Below are 19,873 nucleotides of genomic sequence, written 5' to 3' on the forward strand. Positions count from 1 at the left end.
GTAACGGAACCGCCCAGAGGGCGGCGTTACGTAAAGCGTGTGTTAAGTCCTATAAAAATCAACCTCGGCTTTGGCTTTGTTGAATCTGTTCTAACAACTCCTCTTTAGTTTTAGCAGGTTTCTTACAACTTAAAGCCTGACAAACTAATCCTACCACGTCCTCTGTTAGATTAGTTTCCCTCTTATAAACAGCCGTTGGCTGATATTGGGAAATCAAGGCAAAAATCTCATCTTTGGTAGTACGAATTAAGGTACAATTTTGATACCAATCGACGGCTGCAAATAAACTGGGACAAGCTTGAGGAGAATCCTGCATCACGCTACTAAAAGCTTGCAAACCTTCCTCAGCGCGATCGAGATATTGTAGGTCTTCTGTTAGCAATGCTAGACGTACAAGATTCGCGATCGCAATGCCATTCGCCGCTGGGGTTGCATTATCTGTATAGCTGCGTTCTCGTACTAACAAATCTGCACTCGCATCACTCGCAGTATTGTAATATCCTCCTACCTCAATACTCCAAAGAAATTCGTCAAACTCCTCTTGTATTTTCACTGCTTTCTCTAACCAAACTTCAGGTTTTAGGTTAAAAGTATCAGGCTTTATCTCCAACAAGCTCTCCGATACCTGATGCAAATCTAGCACTGCTTTCAAAAACAAAGCATAATCTTCGGACTGCGCCATTACAGCAGGTTTGCCGTCATAATTCAGTCGATGAAATCGTCCATCAATCCACTGATTATCTAAGATAAAATTAGCAGCTTTAGCAGCCAATTTCAAGTATTCTGACTTCCCAAAAACAGCAGCAGCTCTAGCTAAACCAGAAATCATTAAGCTATTCCAAGCTACAATCATCTTGGTATCAGTCACCGCCGGAATTCTACCAGGCCAATTATTGCTTTTTGCTTCCTGATTGTTTCGCGCTGGAGGAAAAGTTTTCACACTTTCAGGAACGTTACCATAGCGAACTTTAAATAGTTTCGCTAAAGCAATTTCCAGAGTAGAACTCAATTTACCAGGATGGCGGCGTTGCAATACATTCTTAGCTTCAAAATTGCCCGTCTGTGTCACAGAAAACTGCTCTTGAAGTTCTGTAAATTCATCAGCTTCCAGCAACTTTTCTAATTCGCTGTAACTCCAAACATAAAAGGCTCCTTCCTCCGGTTCAACCTCTTCTATGTTGGTGAAATTGTCAGCATCTTGTGCAGCATAAAAATAACCAGCCGGTGCAATCATTTCTCTTTGCAACCACTCTACCGTCCCCGCAACTGCACGCTCAAAGGCTGGTTCTTTAACTCCCGCACTCCACAAATTAGCCAAATATTCAACAATTTGACCGTTATCATAGAGCATCTTTTCAAAGTGCGGTACAGTCCAAGTTCCATCAACAGTATAGCGGTGAAATCCGCCAGCAACCTGATCGTAAATACCACCTAAAGCTAAGTCTAAACCCCGCTGCGTGCAAACTTGCTTACTGTCAGATTTGGCTTCAAGATTAAACCGCATTCCGCGCAAAGCAGATTCAGCATAAGGCATCATTGGAAAGCTAGGGCCATACTCACGAGCGCTAATAATAGCAGTGCTAGTTTCCAAACCGCGCCGCAATAATTCACCGCTTAACTTCTCAGTTCCAGACATTGCAGCCGACTGTTGAAAATGCCCTAAAATTTCTTCTTTGAAAGCTTGCAACTTGCCTTTTTCTATATCGTAAAAACTGCGAATTGCTTGCAGAACTTCTAGAAATCCCGGTCTTCCATAGCGAGGATCGACTGGAAAATAAGTACCGCCGTAAAAGGGAATGCGATCGATTGGATCGAGAAAAATATTTAGCGGCCAACCACCTTGACCAGTCATCATTTGCAACGCCTGCATATAGATGCTATCTAAGTCGGGACGTTCTTCGCGATCGACCTTAATGGGGATAAAATGGGCGTTCATGTACTGCGCGATCGCGGTATTAGAAAATGCCTCATTTTCCATCACAGTACACCAGTGGCAACTAGAATAGCCAACAGAAAGAAAAATCAGTTTATTGTCGCGGGTAGCTATTTCCAAGGCTTCATCGCACCAGGGCCACCAATCAATGGGATTTTCGGCGTGTTTGCGGAGGTAAAGACTTTGAGATTGGGCAAGACGATTCGTCATAATTACATACGAAATTTTAATGAAATACATTAACCAATTATCGATCATTGTAGCGCAAAATACTATTTATAGTTACCTATTGAATATTAAAGAATAAAATTTATCAGCCGCTAGAGTGATGGCGAGTGCTGCAAAATCTGATTTTTAAATTAAGCTAAGTAGGTGAATACATATATTCTGCGTTATTATAGGTAATGAAGCATAGGCTATAGGAGCAAGCTTAGTCAACGCCAAGACTTGGGATTGCTTCGTTTCACTCGCAATGACATAGTAGCCTTTATTGATATCCACCTACTTATTAGCCTGTAACCTGAGTTGTAAGCAAGATTTACCTTGGTAGTAGTGAAATCCCTCCCTTTTCACTACCTCCCATTTAAGGCTCCATTTAGATAAGATAGAAAAGATGTTAGGAAAGTAGAAAACTGAATATGGCGACAACAGAAAACCAAATCACTCAAACTTATGCCTCTGAGGATGCTCAACAAATTCTCCAGTTAGCGATCGCACGTAGAGAAGAAACCGGAGAAATGTCTAGAACCCAGCTTTTCGAGGTAGCCAGCGAATTAGGTATCTCTCCAGCGGACATTCAGGCGGCGGAAATGGAATGGATGACCCACCGGGGAGAATTTCAAGAAAAGAATGTTTTTAATACTTATCGCCGCAGCAAATTGCAGCAAAATTTAGTCAAGTATGGCATTGTCAATACTTTCTTAGTGCTGCTTAATTTAGCATCAAATCACGAGCTTTCTTGGTCGCTTTACATTTTATTAGGTTGGGGATTAGGACTGTCTCTCAGTGCTTGGAATACCTATCAAAGTGAAGGAGAAGAGTACGAGCAAGCTTTTCAAAAGTGGCGTTTGAAAAAGCAAGTAGGTCAGTCTCTTGGTACAGCAGCGGTTAAGTTTCGCAACTGGTTACAGTCGTAAGAAACTTTGGAAAAAAGAGAAAAAATCGGTCGTGTTAAGGGTGATTTGTTTTTATAGACTATCACCCTTAACTAATTAGGAAAGCCCAGCCGGAAGCAAACAAAAGTAAAAACCTAACTAACAAAGGAAACGATACTCCTCTCAAAGAGGTCACAAGAGTATCAATTTCTAGGATAATAAAAAATAAGACTCAACCTAACTGAGGAAAAAACGTGCTGCTATCAAAAGGCTTTGAAGTAGAAATGTACACCGGCACCCCCCAGGGCGATATTGTCGGTTTGTCAGATAAGATTGTGTCTGATTTAGACGGATTTGTGCGGGAGCCTGATAGCCGCAATGTGGAATATACTACCGCTCCGCTATGCAGCTACGATCGCCTACTCTGCGCCCTCGTCAAACCGCGTCAGCAACTCCGTACTTATTTAAAACAATTGGGCGACTATACCATACATCCCGGCAGTACCTTGTCCTTGGGCGGGAGCGATCGCTTTTTCCGATCCGATCCCAACAACCCCTACCATACCTACATCGAACAAACTTACGGTACCAAAGTAGTCACCGCCAGCATTCACATTAACATCGGCATCGCTCAACCAGAATTGCTGATGCAAGCTATTCGCCTGATCAGGGTCGAAGCCCCCCTGTACCTTGCCCTCAGTGCCTCTTCCCCCTTCTTGGATGGTGCCGTTACGGGGTATCACTCCACCCGCTGGGGTTTATTCCCCAAAACACCAGCCATTGTCCCCCTCTTTGAAAGCCATCGCCATTTTATCAAGTGGACTGAAGAGCAACTAGCGATCGGTACAATGCAAAATGTGCGACATCTGTGGTCGTCAGTCCGACCTAATGGCGATCGCCGCCCCTACAATCTTAATCGGGCAGAAATGAGAATTTGCGACCTCGTTACTAACCCCATTTCTCTCCTCGCCATCACCGCCTTGCTCGAAGCTCGTCTTTGGCAGATGATTGAAAATCCCAGCTTAGATCCCCTGGAAATGAGCACCTTACCCGCTGCCACCCGCAATCAAAACTTAATCGCCATCACAGAGGCAAACGAAGCCGCCGCCTCAAAGCTGAGTTTAGATGCCGAACTCAGACATTGGCAAGACGGTAGAAAAATTCTTGCTAGGGACTGGATTGAGGAAATTTACCAACAAGTTTGGCCAATAGCAAAACAGCGCGGTTTTAGTTGCTTCCTCTCGCCCTTGAAAAAAATTCTTCGCGAAGGTAATGAGGCTCAACAATGGTTAAAAATGTATCATAGTTGTCTTGACAGCCGCAGCGTGATTGTTCACGGTATTCAATCAATGCGAGAGCAGGAAAGGGAGCTGGAAAACAATTTATGCCAGCAGTTAGTAGCTTGAACTGCTTTTTCTGCGAACGATCAGAATATTTAATCGATAGAGCAATTAATGGTATATAACAAAAAACTATATATTGACTCTATCTTTAAGTAGAATTTCACAGTCCGCACTAAGTATTTTTCCCTCTTCCCTAGCCCCTAGCCCCTAGCCCCTAGCCCCTTCTTCCCGAACCATGCCGTCTGTTGTTTTAATTTCTCCGCAAATTCCGCCAAATACGGGGAATATTGCCCGTACTTGCGCTGCAACCCGTACAGAATTGCATTTGGTAGGGCCTTTAGGCTTTGAAATTAGCGATCGCTACCTCAAACGAGCTGGTTTAGATTACTGGCCCTACGTTAACCTCCACAGCCACGACAACCTAGAAGCTTTTAAAGCTTGCCATCAACAGCGCGGCGGTCGCTGGATCGGCTTCAGCACTAAAGGACAATGCAGTTATACGCAATTTGAATTTCAAAATAATGACTGGCTGCTGTTTGGCGCAGAAACCACCGGTCTCCCACCCGAAATTCTTGAAGCCTGCATAAATGTTCGCATTCCCATGAGCGAGCCAGGAGTACGCAGCTTAAATCTTTCCGTCAGCGTTGCAATAGGTTTATTTGAAGCGCGGCGGCAATTGGGGTATCTGGAATAAAAATATGTTTGTATCCGTACATACATATATGGTGATAAAAAGCCAGTCAACCAATAAAATACTGAGATTACGATAAGAAATTCATATGACACTCTAAGTGTATTAGCTGACTTGATTGATAGATTTTTATCATCCTAGAGCAGGAAATACGGAGAGCGAATAAATGACTCAAAAGACTGCCAGATAAGACGAACAGAGTTTTTTAGTGTTTAGAAGCTAAATTTACTGAATAATCCATCGGCTGCTTGATACCGTATATTTACGGTTGTGGTTTACCTGTAAACCAGCTTAGATTTGGGTAGTGATAATGACACAAAAGCCTTACGATAACAGGGCGTGCAGACTTAAGGCTAACGGCTATTACACAACAGGCTTTTTCAGTGTCGCTTAGGCAGTTGTTAGCTGCGGTTAAAACTTTTTTACCGTCTAAGCTTGTCTAAATTAAAAAAGCAGGGTAATCTTGCCTAAGCAAGATTACTGTCGATGATTAGGATCTCTTTTAACCGTGATTTGAATCATTGATAGATAATCACCCTTGAGTGTTTCCAAGGATAGTTAAGCGCTTCTCGATAGGAGGTCGTTTTTTTGAAACGAACAAATCCCGATAAAATGAACTTTGTTGATGCCCGTGAAATCAACATCGACGGCACTGCTGAACCATCCAAGCAGGCAACTGGCGGTACTGGTAGAGTTCGTTCTGCCGCAATGATTGGACTGGCAATTTCAGTAGGTGCTTCCAGTCTCCTGCTGCCGACAGGAGGTGACGCAGCCGCTGCGGCAGATTCCGTATCAGCGGAAACCACCGAAATGCAGCCCACGCCCCTGGGGATACAGTCCAACGTCAAGGTTGAGGATGAAGCCGCTCATCCCCTTGCTGCACGCTTTAACTCAGACTTGGTGAAGGTGAGAAAGGGACAAACCCTTTGGGAATTGTCTCAGGACTACGAAGTCGATCCAAACACCCTAGCAAAAGCTAATGGCATTAAGTCAGACAGCTTACTCCAAGTCGGACAGCAGCTAAAAGTTCCATCCCTGAACGTCATCTCCTCAGATGCAAAAACAGGCAACACCGTCGCTACGCTGCCTTCTCAAACCCGCTATGTCGATACTGAACAAGAGTTCAAATCAAATCAGACAGAGCAATTGGGACAGCAATCAAGAGAAGCGATCGCCCCTAACAGATCGCAGGAAAGCCTCTCTACGAGAAGTTATCAGACTCAGTTGGAATCTGAGGAACCAGGGAATTTATCGGAATCTAGACTGGAAAACACCAATGGGCTAACTCAGACCAGTGGGACTCCATTGTTGGGAAATGAGACTGCAACAGCACCTCAGACTTTGCCCGCAGTTCCTACGGATAAATTTGACGCTTTTGGCTCTAGTTCTCAAACAGTGTTCGCACCAGTACCAGCGATTGAGTCGGCTGAACCCGTAGTTACACCCAACGCCACCGGCACAGTGGTGATTGAGCCAGACGGGACGGCTCCCGCACCGTCATCGGTACTTTACAGAGTGCGGATGGGGGATACTCTCGACGCGATCGCCGAAAATTACGGCATCTCGGTTGCAGACGTGATTGCAGCCAACCAGATCGCCGATCCGCACTACCTGACACTCAATCAAGCCTTAAAAATTCCCCAAATTCAATCACACAGATCTGGGGAGCAGGCTGCAACAGTCATATCAGGCTCTACTTCTACAACCACCCAGCCCGTTGCAGAAACCCCCAGTCCTTTAATGTCGGCTGAATCTGCCGCCCCTAGTTCTGGCGTTGCAGAAACCGCCCCAACTGTATCGGTAATCTCTTCGCTAACCAACGCTGAGGGTGCATCCTCCGTTTCCGTACCGACAGTTGCGAAAATTAATAGCATTTCGCTCGCACCACTTGCTACCGCAGGTGTTAGCAACCAAGGAAAGAGCGCTCTCAATGCTCAGCCAAAATTTACAGGTGCATTCGGGCAAATCCCCGTGTCTACTAACCATCAAGGCTCGATGGAATCCTTTGCGCCCACAACTGAACCGACTTCTTCAGCAAGGGAATTAGCTGTTGAGAACACAACCGCAGCTCTGCCCTCGCCAGTGCCTGTTCAAAAGCTCGGCAATGAGGTGGTAACAGTCAATTTGCAAACTTCCACATCCGCAAATTCGCCCAACCCTTATGCCGATCGCTTGAGATCGGAAATCACCAGGCTCCGAGAAGAATATCGGGCCGATAGAAACAATCAACAAGAACCAAGAGCAACATCAACTACAGCTTTTGTTAGCAATACGCAGTTACCAACTACGGAGGCTAACCACTCAAATAGTATTGAACCCATCAATCCAGAGTTCAATCCCCAACGCTATGCTCAAGCGGTACAGAATGAAATTAGCACGCCTCAGTCCCGACAGTGGGCTCAGCAGTTGCAACGACAACAGCAAAAAGAGCGGGCTAATCCAGAGCGTGCATTCGGACTAGCCCCGGTACAGCCCTCTGCTACCTCTGGGCAGCCCCTCGTTGCCACAGCTCCTTTAGGCGCTGATGCTTACGATCCTTTGAGCAATCCTTCCTTGGGACGGATGGTTTCTCCTGAGTTACCTCCTCTGCCCGGAGCCGAGACCTATCTGCCGGCAGGTTCTATGCCCTCTAAGGGCTTTATTTGGCCCGCGAAGGGAGTTCTTTCCTCTGGCTACGGCTGGCGTTGGGGGCGGATGCACAAGGGCATTGACATCGCAGGTGACATCGGGACACCAATTGTTGCCGCTGATGCTGGCGTTGTGACTTATGCAGCTTGGAATGATGGCGGCTATGGCTACCTCGTGGAAGTTACGCACCCCAACGGTAGTGTGACGCTTTACGGCCATAACAACCGAATTTTGGTGCAAGAAGGTCAGCGCGTCGCTCAAGGCCAGCAAATTTCGGAAATGGGTAGCACCGGTTTCAGTACGGGCCCTCACTTGCACTTTGAAATCCATCCCTCTGGACAAGGAGCAGTCAATCCAATGGCATTTTTGCCAGATGACTCTAGGAGTGCTTCTCAATAGGGATTTCCCTTGAGTTGTAGGGCCCTATTTACCTGCAACGGGGGCGGTGAGAAGCCCCCTTTGCTTTGTCTTTTGGTCTCTAATTTGGATGTATAGCAACCGCCAAGGCGGTTAGGGGCTAGGGGCTAGGGACTAGGGACTAGGGAAAGAAGGGGAAGAAGGGATGGAGAATCAATGGTTTCATGAATTCAGAACGTCCTAACCGCCTTGGCGGTTGCTATAATCAAAAGCAATCAACTGGAAGTTGAAAGTTTTGTTTTTTTTATCAATTTGCTATAGCTATTGTTCGCTAGCTTGTGCTAAGATAAAAAATCGTGGAACCAAGTTGGCTCAGTAGCTCAGTGGCAGAGCTAGGGACTCATAAGCCCTCGGTCGCAGGTTCAAATCCCGCCTGAGCCATGTTTAATAGTAAAAACGCGCTGAGTCTGTTCTAGCGCGTTTTTTGATGGCTAAGTGTAGTTGTAGTCGTTATGACTATGTTATATTTGTAACAGTTTGTAAAATTAGTATCTAACTGGAGAGACTTAACTCAAGGGTAACTTTGGGAATAAGCCTGACAGCAATTCAAGGAGATTAAATTCATGGCAGTTAAAACAGAAACAGAAACTATCCGGGTTGGTCTACCTGCACCCGATTTCACAGCCACAGCCGTAGTAGATCAGGAATTTAAGACAGTTAAACTATCTGACTATAAAGGTAAAAAGTATGTAGTCTTGTTTTTCTACCCCTTGGACTTCACTTTTGTTTGCCCGACAGAGATTATAGCTTTTAGCGATCGCCACGCAGAGTTCAAGAAACTGGATACTGAAATTCTGGGCGTGTCCGTTGACAGCGAATTTTCTCACCTCGCTTGGATACAAAGCGATCGCAAATCCGGCGGCGTTGGCGACCTCAACTATCCCTTAGTTGCTGATATCAAAAAAACAATTAGTGCCGATTATAACGTCCTCGATCCAGAAGCAGGAATCGCTCTCCGGGGTCTGTTTATCATCGACAAAGAAGGCATTATTCAGCACTCAACGATTAATAACCTTGCCTTCGGCCGGAATGTAGATGAAACCCTCCGCACCCTCCAAGCTATTCAGCACGTCCAGTCTCACCCTGATGAAGTTTGCCCCGCTGGTTGGCAACCCGGTGAGAAGACGATGAATCCAGATCCCGTCAAGTCTAAAGTATACTTTGCGGCGGTATAATCCAAGTTGTTGAAAGTTAACAGTTAACTGTTAATAGTTAACTGTTAACAACTACCAATTAGTAATTAGAAATTATGCTGACTTCCACCGACTTTAGGGGCTTGTTAAATCAGCGCTTTTTTCAAAACTTTTTTCCCGTTCCTGCTACAAACGAGCTCAAAGTTGGAGAAATAACTCCAGACTTTGAACTGCCAGATATTACCAATGGTAAGCTGGTAAGATTATCAAATTACCGGAGCGATCGGCCAGTTGTACTTGCATTTACCCGCATCTTCACGGAAAAGCAATATTGCCCCTTTTGCTTCCCCCACATTAAAGCACTCAATGAAAACTACGAGCAGTTTGTCCAGCGGGAGGTAGAACTATTGATGATTACCAGTACCGATGAGCAACAAAGTCAGGTTGTGGTGACAGATTTAGGTTTAAAAATACCTTTGTTGTGCGATCCTACTTGTCGGGTATTTCGAGCATATCAAGTGGGCCAAGCTTTGGGTGCTCCTTTGCCAGGGCAGTTTGTTTTAGATGAAAGAGGAATACTTCAGTTTAAACATTTGTTTTCTTTCTTGGATCATAATGCTAGTTTAGAGACTTTACTTGCAGCGGTAGATAGGCTGATAACTACAGGATAAGCTGTTTTGTAGAATTTGAAACTCGTCTATCCTATACTTTAACTTTGCAACAAACTCCCTCACGTCCGGCAGCAAAAGCACCTAGTAAAATCAAAATACTGGTTGCAAACAATTAGCTGCTATCACGGAAAAGTTTTAATTGTATTAAATTTAGATGGAATATTACCAATTGGCATAATTTGTCATAAATTTCTTTCAAAAATTTCATAATTTTTTATAGAATTAGACAAGGTAATTAGCGAGGGTTGGGGATTGCTTCTCTTGGCTTGCAATGACAGAAAATCCTAGTAAGCGTGTAAGTCCTAAATTAGTAATTAAAAACAAATGAACGCAGATTCTTTTACAAATCTGCGTTCATTTATTATTTTAGTGGGAGAGCGCTAATTCTAATTTAGGTGGTGATGGATCGGTCGGTAATACCTTAACTTCCCCATTATCATCTACATCTACGATCGCACTGTCTCCTTCTTTGAGTCGGCCGGAAAGCATTTCCTCAGCGAGTACGTCTTCCAACAATCGCATAATGGCGCGACGGAGGGGCCTTGCACCGTAACTGGGATTGTAGCCTTCTTTTACTAAATGATCCTTGAACCTTTCTGTTACTTGCAAGGTCATACCTTGTTCTGTTAAGCGGCTGAAAAGTTGGCGGAGCATGATGTCGGCAATTTGCTTGACTTCTTCCTTATTCAACTGACGGAAGACGATAATTTCATCGAGTCGGTTGAGAAATTCGGGACGGAAGTGTTGCTTGAGTTCTTCATTTACCAAGGAGCGAATCCGGGTATATTGAGCATCTGCTTGGTTTTCTGCAAACTCGAAACCGATGCCACCGCCGCCTTTTTCTATGACTTTAGAACCGATGTTCGAGGTCATAATCAGGAGGGTATTCTTGAAGTCTACGGTGCGACCTTTGGCATCCGTTAAGCGCCCGTCTTCTAATATTTGTAAGAGAATATTGAAGACATCGGGGTGAGCTTTTTCGATTTCATCGAATAAGACTACTGTGTAAGGCTTGCGGCGGACTGCTTCTGTTAGTTGACCGCCTTCGTCGTAGCCAACAAAACCGGGGGGTGAACCGATCAGTTTAGAAACAGTGTGCCGTTCCATAAATTCGGACATATCAAGTCGAATCATGGCTTCTTCGGAACCGAAGAAGTAGGCGGCTAAGGCTTTAGTAAGTTCGGTTTTGCCAACGCCGGTGGGGCCGGAGAAGATAAAGCTGGCGATCGGTCGGTTGGGATTTTTCAAGCCGACGCGGGCGCGACGGATGGCGCGAGAAACGGCGCTAACGGCTTCTTCTTGACCGATGAGGCGCTGATGGAGGGTGTCTTCCATGTGCATCAGCAATTCAGATTCGGATTCTGTGAGTTTGCTGACGGGTACGCCTGTCCAAGATGCGACGATGTGGGCGATATCTTCTTCGGTGACGATCGGTAGGGTTGTGACTTCTGGTTTTATACTGGAGGCAGCTTTGATTTGGCCTTGGAGTTCGAGTTCGCGATCGCGCAATTTTCCAGCTAGTTCAAAGTCTTGATCGCGGACGGCAGTTTCTTTTTCTTTGGTCACTTGCGGCAGTTGTCGCTTGAGTTCTTTAACTTCTGGCGACTGCTGTGAGTTCATGACGTGAACGCGGGAACCTGCTTCGTCTATGAGGTCAATGGCTTTGTCTGGTAGGAAGCGATCGTTGATGTAGCGATCGCTCAGGGTAGCTGCTGCTTCCAAGGCGGCATCGGAAATAGTCAGTTTGTGATGTTTTTCGTAGGCTGGCCGCAAGCCGCGCAGGATTTCTAGGGTTTCTTCAACGCTGGGTTCGCCGATTTTCACAGGCTGGAAGCGGCGCTCTAAGGCTGCGTCCCGTTCGATGTGTTTGCGATATTCATCGAGGGTGGTTGCGCCGACGCACTGCAATTGACCTCTAGCGAGGGCTGGTTTGAGGATGTTGGCGGCATCCATGCTCCCCTGTACGGCTCCGGCCCCAATTAAGGTGTGGATCTCGTCGATAAACAGGATGATGTTACCAGCGTTGAAGATTTCTTGCATGACGGTTTTGAGGCGTTCTTCAAATTCGCCCCGAAACTTGGTTCCTGCAATCATGGCTCCCATGTCTAGGCTGATGACTTGTTTGCCTTCTAGGATTTCGTGAACGCTGTTGTTGGCGATACGTTGGGCGATACCTTCAGCGATCGCAGTTTTACCAACTCCAGGTTCGCCTACTAATACGGGATTATTTTTCGTCCGGCGACCCAAAATTTGAATCACTCGTTCGATTTCTTTTTCCCGTCCCACTACGGGGTCTAGTTTGCCTTCGGTTGCTAATTTGGTCAGGTTGGTGCCGAACTCTTCTAAGGTTGGGGTTTTGGTGTTGCGATCGCGACCACCACCAACCGCTACAGTTTCTCCTGCTGCCCGAATTACCTGGGTGCGGACTTGAGCTCGTTCGATACCCAGTTGTTCCAGAACTTTCGCCGCCACGCCTTCATCGTCTGCGATCAGTCCCAGCAAGATGTGTTCGGTGCCAATATAGTTGTGCCCCAGTTTACGAGCTTCGTTCAGGGATGACTCGAAAATGCGCTTGACGCGAGGTGTGAACGGAATTTCCGATGGAACAAAACCGGAACCTCTGCCAATGATTTTTTGAATTTCTATCCGCACGTCTTTAATGTTGAGGCCCATTTCCGTGAGGACTTTGGCGGCGATACCAGTACCTTCGCCGATTAGTCCCAGGAGGATTTGCTCAGTACCTACGAAGTTATGACCGAGGCGGCGAGCTTCTTCCTGAGCGAGCATGATCACCTTAACGGCTTGTTCTGTAAAGCTTTCAAACATAGATGTTTCCTATCCTACTGTTTTAGTTAGGGCTGATTTGCCCCTCACGGTTGGGCGGGGCCAGTGGCACAAAAATAATTAATATAAATTTTTGTGTACTTGACTTTCATTTTAATGTATCGCTGTTGAATGGTAAAGCCAGTGAGGATAGCCGAATAGTTGAGGGAGTGGTTGCCCTCCGTTGGTTGAGCTCAACTACTTAAAGTAAATAGTAGCATAATCCCTGTCAGTTGAAGATAGAATTGCATTATATCATAAAATCAAACTATTCAACAAAAATATTGAAATCCCACCTCTTAAAACTGCGTCGCTAGGAACTGTTCAAATACCTGCACAAAACCGATCGCTACTTGAATTATAGGCCAACCCACCAAACAAATCAACGCCGCCCAGCGAGTTCTAATATCTAAACCTTGGCGGACTGCCACAATTACAGTTAGCAAACTCCATATAGCTAATACTAATTCAATCGCTCGCCCTAATAGCGGAATCAGCGTCAACAAATTCAGCGCTTGTGGTGCATAGGCAAATCCAATCGGAATCAGCAATTCCCTATAGCTAACGTGATTCGGTTTTAGCCACTGAGCTATTTTTGAGATTGTAAAAGTCCAAAAATAGTAACCAGCAACAACAGCGAAGCCATCAATTAAAAGTGCGATCGCCAAGATTGGCAGATTTGCCCGATTAATTAATAAGATGATAGCACTGCCCAAAACATGAGACAGAGCTGCTAAAATTACAATCGTTAAAGCTATCCGCTGAGTTATAGGAGTATTAGCAGCTTGTTCGTAAAAATTGACATTTAAAGATAAGGCATTCCAGAGTGTTGCGCCTAAACCTTGTGTTGAATCTTTGCCTCTCACGTTAAATTCCTACTGCTCAAAGTAGTTGACAACTTTGATACAATACGCCTTAATAGAGCAAATTACAAGTAGATTTGATTAAATGTTGAAGTTAATTGGGTGGATACTTATATGGCTGCGCGGAGGCAGCTTAAAGCTCTTGCTTATAGCAGGTACAATCTTGATAGTATGGGGTATTACTGCTCCGGTGGGAACTTTAGTTTGGTGGCTTGGTCAAAGTGCTGAAACTCTAGGTTTTAAAAATAAAAATCTACCGGAAACTTTGCGCTCTAACTCTAGGAATATAGAAACGCCTGATGCCAAGCTTGTTGCTAAATCTGCACCGATCAATTGTTATATTATCTTTCTGCCAGGAGTCGGAGATTTTTCGGCAGATGAATTAACTACTGGGGAAGCATTCTTTCTCAAGAGTTTAGTTAAAGTGCATCCAGAATGCGTAGCTGTTGGGGATATTTTTCCCTATTCAGCAGCTAATAAAAGTTTGGGAGGTCAGCGGTTTTTTGCTCCTGTTTGGCGCTTCGCAGAGCAGACAAAGGGAAAGCTTATCAGTGGAGATGTACTAATTAAAATTCGCAATCTGTGGAGATTTGCAATTTCTCTAGATTATCGCTACGGACAGGTTTATAATCAGGGAATTGCGACGGCAATTATCGAGCGAATGGAAGCTAAACATCCGATCTTGGTTTCCCCGAATCAACCTGTTAAAATTATTCTCATTGGTACTAGCGGCGGCGCACAAGTTGCGTTAGGTGCAACTCCTTATCTTAAGGAATGGTTGAACGCTCAGATTAGCGTGGTTTCGGTTGGTGGAGTTTTTTCGGGTAAGGTAGGTTTTAATGCTGCCGATCGCGTCTATCATTTACGGGGAAGTAGAGATCCTATTGAGGATATCGGCGGCCTTGTTTTCCCGTCAAGATGGCAATGGCAGGTTAACTCTGGATTCAATCAAGCTCGGAAACAAGGGCGTTATGCAGAAATAATTAGTGGGCCTCATAAGCATGATGGCAACCAAGGATATTTTGGGGAAGATCGAGCAGAAAATGATTTAACTTATGTAGATTTAATACTGCAAAAAGTTAATCAATTGCCAATTTGGCGGGATCGGAAGTCTCCGTAAGAGGTGTTTGATTGCTAAGAACAGAACTTTTCAAACGCTATTTTTCCTAGCATTTATAGCCAAACTTCTGTTAAATCTAACACAAATCCAGGTAAGACATTTTCACCTGACAAAGTTGTAGGATTATCGAGCACTTCCACATCTTGACCTGGCCGATAAATCTCCACCTTTTTATTTTTCCGATCGATCAACCAACCCAAACGAGCTCCATTTTCTATATATTCTCTCATCTTGACTCGCTGTGGTTCCATATTATCATTTTTGGAACGCAATTCTAGTACAAAATCAGGGCAGATAGGGGCAAATCCATCTTGCTGTTCTCTTGTGAGTGCATCCCACCTGTCTTGACGTACCCAAGCCGCATCAGGAGAGCGATCCGCACCATTAGGGAGATGAAAACCACTCGAAGAATCAAATGCCACACCTAGTTTAGTTTGACGGTTCCACAACCAAATTTGTCCAGCGATCTCAAAGTTTCTTTTTCCAGTATCACTTCCTGTTGGTGGCATAATAATCAAGTCTCCTGTGGCAGTTCTTTCTAATTGTAAGTCTTCGTTAACTCGCGCCAACTCAATAAATTGCTCGTGAGTAATTTTAAGAGTTAGTATTGGTGGAATATTGACGGCAATGCCTTGGGATAAGTTAACTTGTGTCATGGTTTTGTCCTGAAAATGATGCAATTCTTGCGGCTTCATCCAAATTTTACAAAACCCCGAAGTCGCAAACCAATACAACTATCATAGCACTATTAATCAATGTTATCAAATGCTATTGAGTCGGTAAGTCCTCAGCCAATAAAAAAACCCTAGCCGTAATTAGCTAAGGTTTATTAATCAGGGTGCATCTACTAATTTACTATCCGATTAGATATCACAACTTTCAGGACAATTCTTATAATAATACAGATATCCGTAACGCCGCCCTCTGGGCGGTCAATTACCGCCCAGAGGGCGGCGTTACAAGTTATCAAAGAATAGAAATTACTCATGTACGCCAATAAAAAACCCCAGCCAAATGTGGCCGGGGGGCGATCAATCAGGGTGCATCTACTAATTTACTTTCCAAAGAACACAAGACAGATCCGGAGAAATCTAAAACAAATTAAGTTTAGCTTACAAAAAGCCTGTATTTTTGCAATAATTCTATTCAACTCGGCGATGAACTAGAGTTGCAGTAGCTTGGTCTGTAGGAACTAGGAGGACTTCGCTAATATTAACGTGAGGCGATCGCGTCGCACAAAAATACACCACATCCGCCACGTCATCAGGTGTCAATGGCGTTAAGCCTTGATAAACATTTTTCGCCCTTTCTCCATCGCCATGAAATCGTACTTGACTAAATTCTGTTTCTACTAAACCGGGGTCTACACAACTCACTCTAATTGGCGTGCCCAAAAGGTCTTGTTTTAACCCTTCAGAAATTACTTTAACTGCTGCTTTTGAGCCACAATAAACATTACCACCTGGATAAGTTTGATGGCCAGCAATTGAGCCAATATTGATGACGTGACCCTGACCTCTACTTACCATTCCAGGTACAATGTAACGAGTTACATAAAGCAATCCCTTGATATTGGTATCGATCATTTCTTCCCAATCTTGAATATCGCCTTCGTAAAGTTTATCTAAACCACGACTTAAGCCAGCATTGTTAATCAAAATATCTACTGCTTTCCAGGAGTCTGGTAATTTAGTAAAAGCAGATTCAACTTGAGCGCGATCGCGGACATCTAAATTGAGTAAATAAACCTGAGTTTCAAACTCTTTAGTTAGTTCCGCAGCCATTTTTTCCAGTCGTTGAAGGCGACGGGCAGCTAAAATTAATTTAGCACCTTTTTGGGCAAAAACTTGAGCGCAAGCTGCACCAATACCGCTGCTAGCACCTGTAATTAAAACAATTTTATCTTTAACAGAAATCATGTTTTATAGCAGAAGGAAGATGGGAAGATGGGAAGATGGGGAGGAGCGATTAGCAATTGCAGTTAACAGTTAACAGTTAACTGTTAACTATTACTTTTATTACTTGACAACCCGGAGGCGCTGAGTAATGACAGTAATGCCGCCTTGGCGCATTAAGATTGCTGAAATCCAGCGATTTTCAGGTGTTTCTGGTGCTTTTCCTACTTTGAAAACTCCTCCAGAAGCTAGCAATTCTAGCTCTACTGGACTGGTACTAAAAAATGTTTTTTCCGAAATTGGTTCTTCCAAAGCTGTTCCGATCAAGATATCATTGCCGAGAGGTTCTTGAACAATTGCATCAAAATTATATTCTTGACCAACGTTTACTTGCTCTGGTAAGTTCATCTGAATTGTAGGCGGATTTTCGCCAGAAGTTAGCTGATTTCGCTCTGCTACAATTTCTTGCTTAACAACTTTTCCGCCTTCAAAACGCTGCTGAGAACGAATAGTAGATTGGAGTTTCATCTCTCTATTTTCTGTTTTCTGAGTACCTGTAATCGTGGTCTCAGTTTCAGCAATAAATGCGTTACCTTCGGCTTGCCAAGATTTGAGTTCTGTGCGGTAGTTCAAGGTAGAATAACGCTGCCAGAATTGGCTAATAGCTTTCTCCATACTCTGGCGGTTTAAGCCATCAGAATTGGTAAAATTTTGACTGTAAAATTTCATCAAGACTTTAACATCTCGGCTATTTGCGGCTGCATCAATTTCACTCAGTAGTTTTGTCAATTCAGCGGGTGCGTTAGCAGGGGCTTGAGCAATGATGGTAGTGTGAGAAGGGAGGGCACCGGCACCTTGAGCTCTCACAGAGGAGGGATTCAGTACGCCAATGCAGCTAATTGTTAAACTTAGAAATAGAGGGGCGATCGATGACAGATGAACTAAGGGAGAGGAGATCGCGTTTTTTACTGAAAAGCGATCGGGAAAATATTTAGAAATACTTGCGAGTGAAGTCAAAGGATTACGCATTTGATGATAGTTTGGTTATTCGCCAGGGGTAGCGTCATGGGGGCAGTTTACCTGTTCTGATTGGTGACAACCAACTCAGGATTTGGGACAATCTAAAATTAGATTGCCGATTTGAGATTGCAGGATGTTGGTAGAGGAACTGACTATCAATATAATAATCTAAAATCTCAAATTTCCCATATAAAATCGATTTATCTATTGAACTTGTAGGAGAAAAAACGTCTTGACAAATAAGCACATTCGATTACTGATTGCAGCTAGCGGTACTGGAGGACATTTATTTCCCGCGATCGCTACCGCCGAGCAATTGAGCGACTATCAAATAGAATGGCTGGGAGTCCCCGATCGCATGGAAACTGAGTTAATCCCATCTCTCTATCCCCTCCATACCATCGCTGTAGAAGGCTTTCAGGGGCGATTTGGACTGGGTACAGCGCGAATTTTTGGCCGGCTCGCCAGTTCCATTTTTGAGGTGCGGAAGCTGCTAAAACAGGGCAATTTTCAGGGGGTTTTTACCACTGGCGGCTACATTGCAGCACCCGCAATTATAGCGGCGCGATCGCTTGGTTTGCCTGTCATCCTCCACGAGTCTAACGCTTTGCCGGGGAAAGTGACGCGCAACTTTGGCCCTTGGTGTACTAAAGTGGCGATCGGCTTTGAGGCGGCGGCGCAGTATTTGCCTTCCGCTAAGACGGTTTATGCGGGTACGCCAGTGCGATCGCAGTTTCTCGCACCTCAACCCTTGGACTTGCCAATTCCCGATAATGTTCCTCTAATTGTAGCAATGGGCGGCTCTCAAGGTGCAGTCGGAATTAATCAATTAGTTAGACAATGCGCTCCTGCTTGGTTTAATGCAGGTGCGACGATCGTACACTTAACAGGAAATAATGACCCCGATGCTGATACTCTCAAACATCCTCAATATTTTCCGATGCCATTTTATAACAATATGGGCGGATTATTACAACGGGCAAATTTAGCAATTAGTCGTTCTGGTGCAAGTGCATTGACAGAATTAGCCGTCACAGAAACGCCTGCAATTTTGATTCCTTATCCCTATGCAGCGGAAGATCATCAAAGTTTTAATGCCGCAGTTTTTACCAAAGTTGGCGCAGCTTTGTCTTTCCGACAAAGTGAATTAAATGCAGAAGTTTTAGAAACCAAAGTGTTGAATTTATTAACAGATTCCGAACACTTAGAAAAAATGTCTGCTGCTGCTTACAAATTAGCAGTTAGCGATAGTGCGACTCGTTTGGCAAATTTAGTGCGTGAATTGTTAACTCTAAGACTTACCCAAAAATATCTGTAACGCCGCCATCCTGGCGGTAAAGAAACTGCTGTTGAGCAAGCTAGGGAATTAATTAGCAAAGCACGGCAAGAGATTTCTGATGCCGCTCTCAAGCAAAAATTTGTCGGATTGATAGAGACAATAATAGTCTATAAATTACCGCAGTTTAGTCGCCAGGAGATAGAAGCCATGTTTGGATTACAGGAGTTAAAACAGACAAGGTATTTTCAGGAAGTTAGGAAAACTCAAACTATTGTTCTAGATAACATTCAACTGAATAAATTTAACTACCGCTTCTAATCCTTCTTTCGTCTTCAGATTAGTAAATACAAAAGGTTTATCCCCCCGCATTTTTTTAGTATCGCGTTCCATCACCCCCAAATCTGCCCCAACATAGGGAGCTAAATCAGTCTTATTAATCACCAATAAATCAGACTTAGTAATTCCTGGCCCACCTTTGCGCGGAATCTTATCGCCAGCAGCAACATCAATTACATAAATGGTTAAATCAACTAATTCAGGGCTAAAAGTTGCAGCCAAATTATCGCCGCCACTTTCGACAAACACCAAATTTAAGTCATTAAATTTGAGTTCTAATTGTTCTATTGCTACTAAGTTAATGGAGGCATCTTCTCGAATAGCTGTATGGGGACAACCGCCGGTTTCTACTCCTAAAATACGCTCGCTTTCTAATGCTTGACTTCGTACTAAAAATTGTGCATCTTCCTGAGTGTAAATATCATTAGTAACAACGGCAATCTTATACTTTTGCCTCATTGACTTACACAAAGCGTCAACTAAAGCAGTTTTTCCAGATCCAACTGGGCCAGCAATTCCTACACGAAAAGCATTCATTTTTTTAGTTGTTAGTTGTTAGTTGTTAGTTGTTAGTTGTTAGTTGTTGATTTTATACTCCTTCTTCCTTCTTCCTTCTTCCTTCTTCCT

The 19,873-nt window shown here is 44.2% G+C and carries 15 protein-coding genes, 1 tRNA gene and 1 pseudogene; 10 read left to right on the forward strand and 7 right to left on the reverse strand.

Annotation, left to right across the window (positions count from 1 at the left end):
- Positions 1–58: 58 nt before the first annotated feature.
- On the reverse strand, positions 59–2,143 hold the full coding sequence (locus PY364_RS10825) for a thioredoxin domain-containing protein (protein ID WP_275522440.1): 2,085 nt from the start codon (positions 2,141–2,143) through the stop codon (positions 59–61).
- Positions 2,144–2,571: 428 nt separating this feature from the next.
- Between PY364_RS10825 and PY364_RS10830 the strand changes: the two genes are divergently transcribed.
- From PY364_RS10830 to PY364_RS10860, 7 genes are all read left to right on the forward strand, one after another.
- Positions 2,572–3,069 carry a 2TM domain-containing protein gene (locus tag PY364_RS10830; RefSeq protein ID WP_275522442.1) on the forward strand — a complete coding sequence of 166 codons (498 nt, stop codon included), beginning with the start codon at positions 2,572–2,574 and terminating at the stop codon, positions 3,067–3,069.
- A 212-nt stretch (positions 3,070–3,281) separates the two neighbouring features.
- Entirely contained in the window at positions 3,282–4,433 is a 1,152-nt protein-coding gene (gene gshA / locus PY364_RS10835) for a glutamate--cysteine ligase (protein WP_275522444.1), read from the forward strand.
- Positions 4,434–4,605: 172 nt separating this feature from the next.
- Entirely contained in the window at positions 4,606–5,064 is a 459-nt protein-coding gene (locus PY364_RS10840) for a tRNA (cytidine(34)-2'-O)-methyltransferase (RefSeq protein ID WP_275522446.1), read from the forward strand.
- Positions 5,065–5,649: 585 nt separating this feature from the next.
- Positions 5,650–8,088, forward strand: coding sequence for a peptidoglycan DD-metalloendopeptidase family protein (locus PY364_RS10845; protein WP_275522447.1), 2,439 nt, complete (start codon positions 5,650–5,652; stop codon positions 8,086–8,088).
- Between the two features lie 327 nt (positions 8,089–8,415).
- Positions 8,416–8,487: transfer RNA gene (locus PY364_RS10850), tRNA-Met, on the forward strand.
- Between the two features lie 182 nt (positions 8,488–8,669).
- Positions 8,670–9,281 carry a peroxiredoxin gene (locus PY364_RS10855; protein ID WP_275522449.1) on the forward strand — a complete coding sequence of 204 codons (612 nt, stop codon included), beginning with the start codon at positions 8,670–8,672 and terminating at the stop codon, positions 9,279–9,281.
- 74 nt (positions 9,282–9,355) lie between these two features.
- Positions 9,356–9,910 (forward strand): redoxin domain-containing protein, encoded by a 555-nt coding sequence (locus PY364_RS10860; RefSeq protein ID WP_275522452.1) that lies wholly within the window; start codon positions 9,356–9,358, stop codon positions 9,908–9,910.
- A gap of 366 nt (positions 9,911–10,276) precedes the next feature.
- Here the strand turns inward: PY364_RS10860 and PY364_RS10865 are convergent, their stop codons facing one another.
- Positions 10,277–12,736, reverse strand: coding sequence for an ATP-dependent Clp protease ATP-binding subunit (locus tag PY364_RS10865; RefSeq protein WP_275522454.1), 2,460 nt, complete (start codon positions 12,734–12,736; stop codon positions 10,277–10,279).
- A gap of 296 nt (positions 12,737–13,032) precedes the next feature.
- A complete protein-coding gene (locus PY364_RS10870) occupies positions 13,033–13,599 on the reverse strand; it encodes a hypothetical protein (RefSeq protein ID WP_275522455.1) in 567 nt (188 codons plus the stop codon).
- 160 nt (positions 13,600–13,759) lie between these two features.
- Between PY364_RS10870 and PY364_RS10875 the strand changes: the two genes are divergently transcribed.
- Positions 13,760–14,716 carry a hypothetical protein gene (locus PY364_RS10875; protein ID WP_343277568.1) on the forward strand — a complete coding sequence of 319 codons (957 nt, stop codon included), beginning with the start codon at positions 13,760–13,762 and terminating at the stop codon, positions 14,714–14,716.
- A gap of 53 nt (positions 14,717–14,769) precedes the next feature.
- On the opposite strand, the gene PY364_RS10880 is transcribed toward PY364_RS10875, so the two are convergent.
- The 3 genes from PY364_RS10880 to PY364_RS10890 form a co-directional block, all read right to left on the reverse strand.
- Positions 14,770–15,372 carry a Uma2 family endonuclease gene (locus PY364_RS10880; protein ID WP_275522458.1) on the reverse strand — a complete coding sequence of 201 codons (603 nt, stop codon included), beginning with the start codon at positions 15,370–15,372 and terminating at the stop codon, positions 14,770–14,772.
- A gap of 486 nt (positions 15,373–15,858) precedes the next feature.
- Entirely contained in the window at positions 15,859–16,635 is a 777-nt protein-coding gene (locus tag PY364_RS10885; RefSeq protein ID WP_275522459.1) for an SDR family oxidoreductase, read from the reverse strand.
- 99 nt (positions 16,636–16,734) lie between these two features.
- Positions 16,735–17,628 (reverse strand): nuclear transport factor 2 family protein, encoded by an 894-nt coding sequence (locus PY364_RS10890; protein ID WP_275522460.1) that lies wholly within the window; start codon positions 17,626–17,628, stop codon positions 16,735–16,737.
- A gap of 235 nt (positions 17,629–17,863) precedes the next feature.
- Here PY364_RS10890 and murG point away from each other — a divergent pair, with 235 nt between their 5' ends.
- Both murG and PY364_RS10900 read left to right on the forward strand, forming a co-directional pair.
- On the forward strand, positions 17,864–18,949 hold the full coding sequence (murG, locus tag PY364_RS10895; RefSeq protein WP_275522461.1) for an undecaprenyldiphospho-muramoylpentapeptide beta-N-acetylglucosaminyltransferase: 1,086 nt from the start codon (positions 17,864–17,866) through the stop codon (positions 18,947–18,949).
- Between the two features lie 30 nt (positions 18,950–18,979).
- Positions 18,980–19,228, forward strand: a pseudogene (locus tag PY364_RS10900) (DUF2887 domain-containing protein); the annotation flags it as partial.
- Here PY364_RS10900 and ureG read toward each other — a convergent pair.
- The gene (ureG, locus tag PY364_RS10905; RefSeq protein WP_275522462.1) at positions 19,187–19,783 is read right to left on the reverse strand and encodes an urease accessory protein UreG; all 597 of its coding nucleotides are present in this window, start codon (positions 19,781–19,783) and stop codon (positions 19,187–19,189) included. The pseudogene PY364_RS10900 and the gene ureG overlap by 42 nt on opposite strands.
- Positions 19,784–19,873 lie beyond the last annotated feature (90 nt).

The sequence above is a fragment of the Kamptonema sp. UHCC 0994 genome (assembly GCF_029167235.1).
Taxonomy (GTDB): Bacteria; Cyanobacteriota; Cyanobacteriia; order Cyanobacteriales; family Microcoleaceae; genus Kamptonema.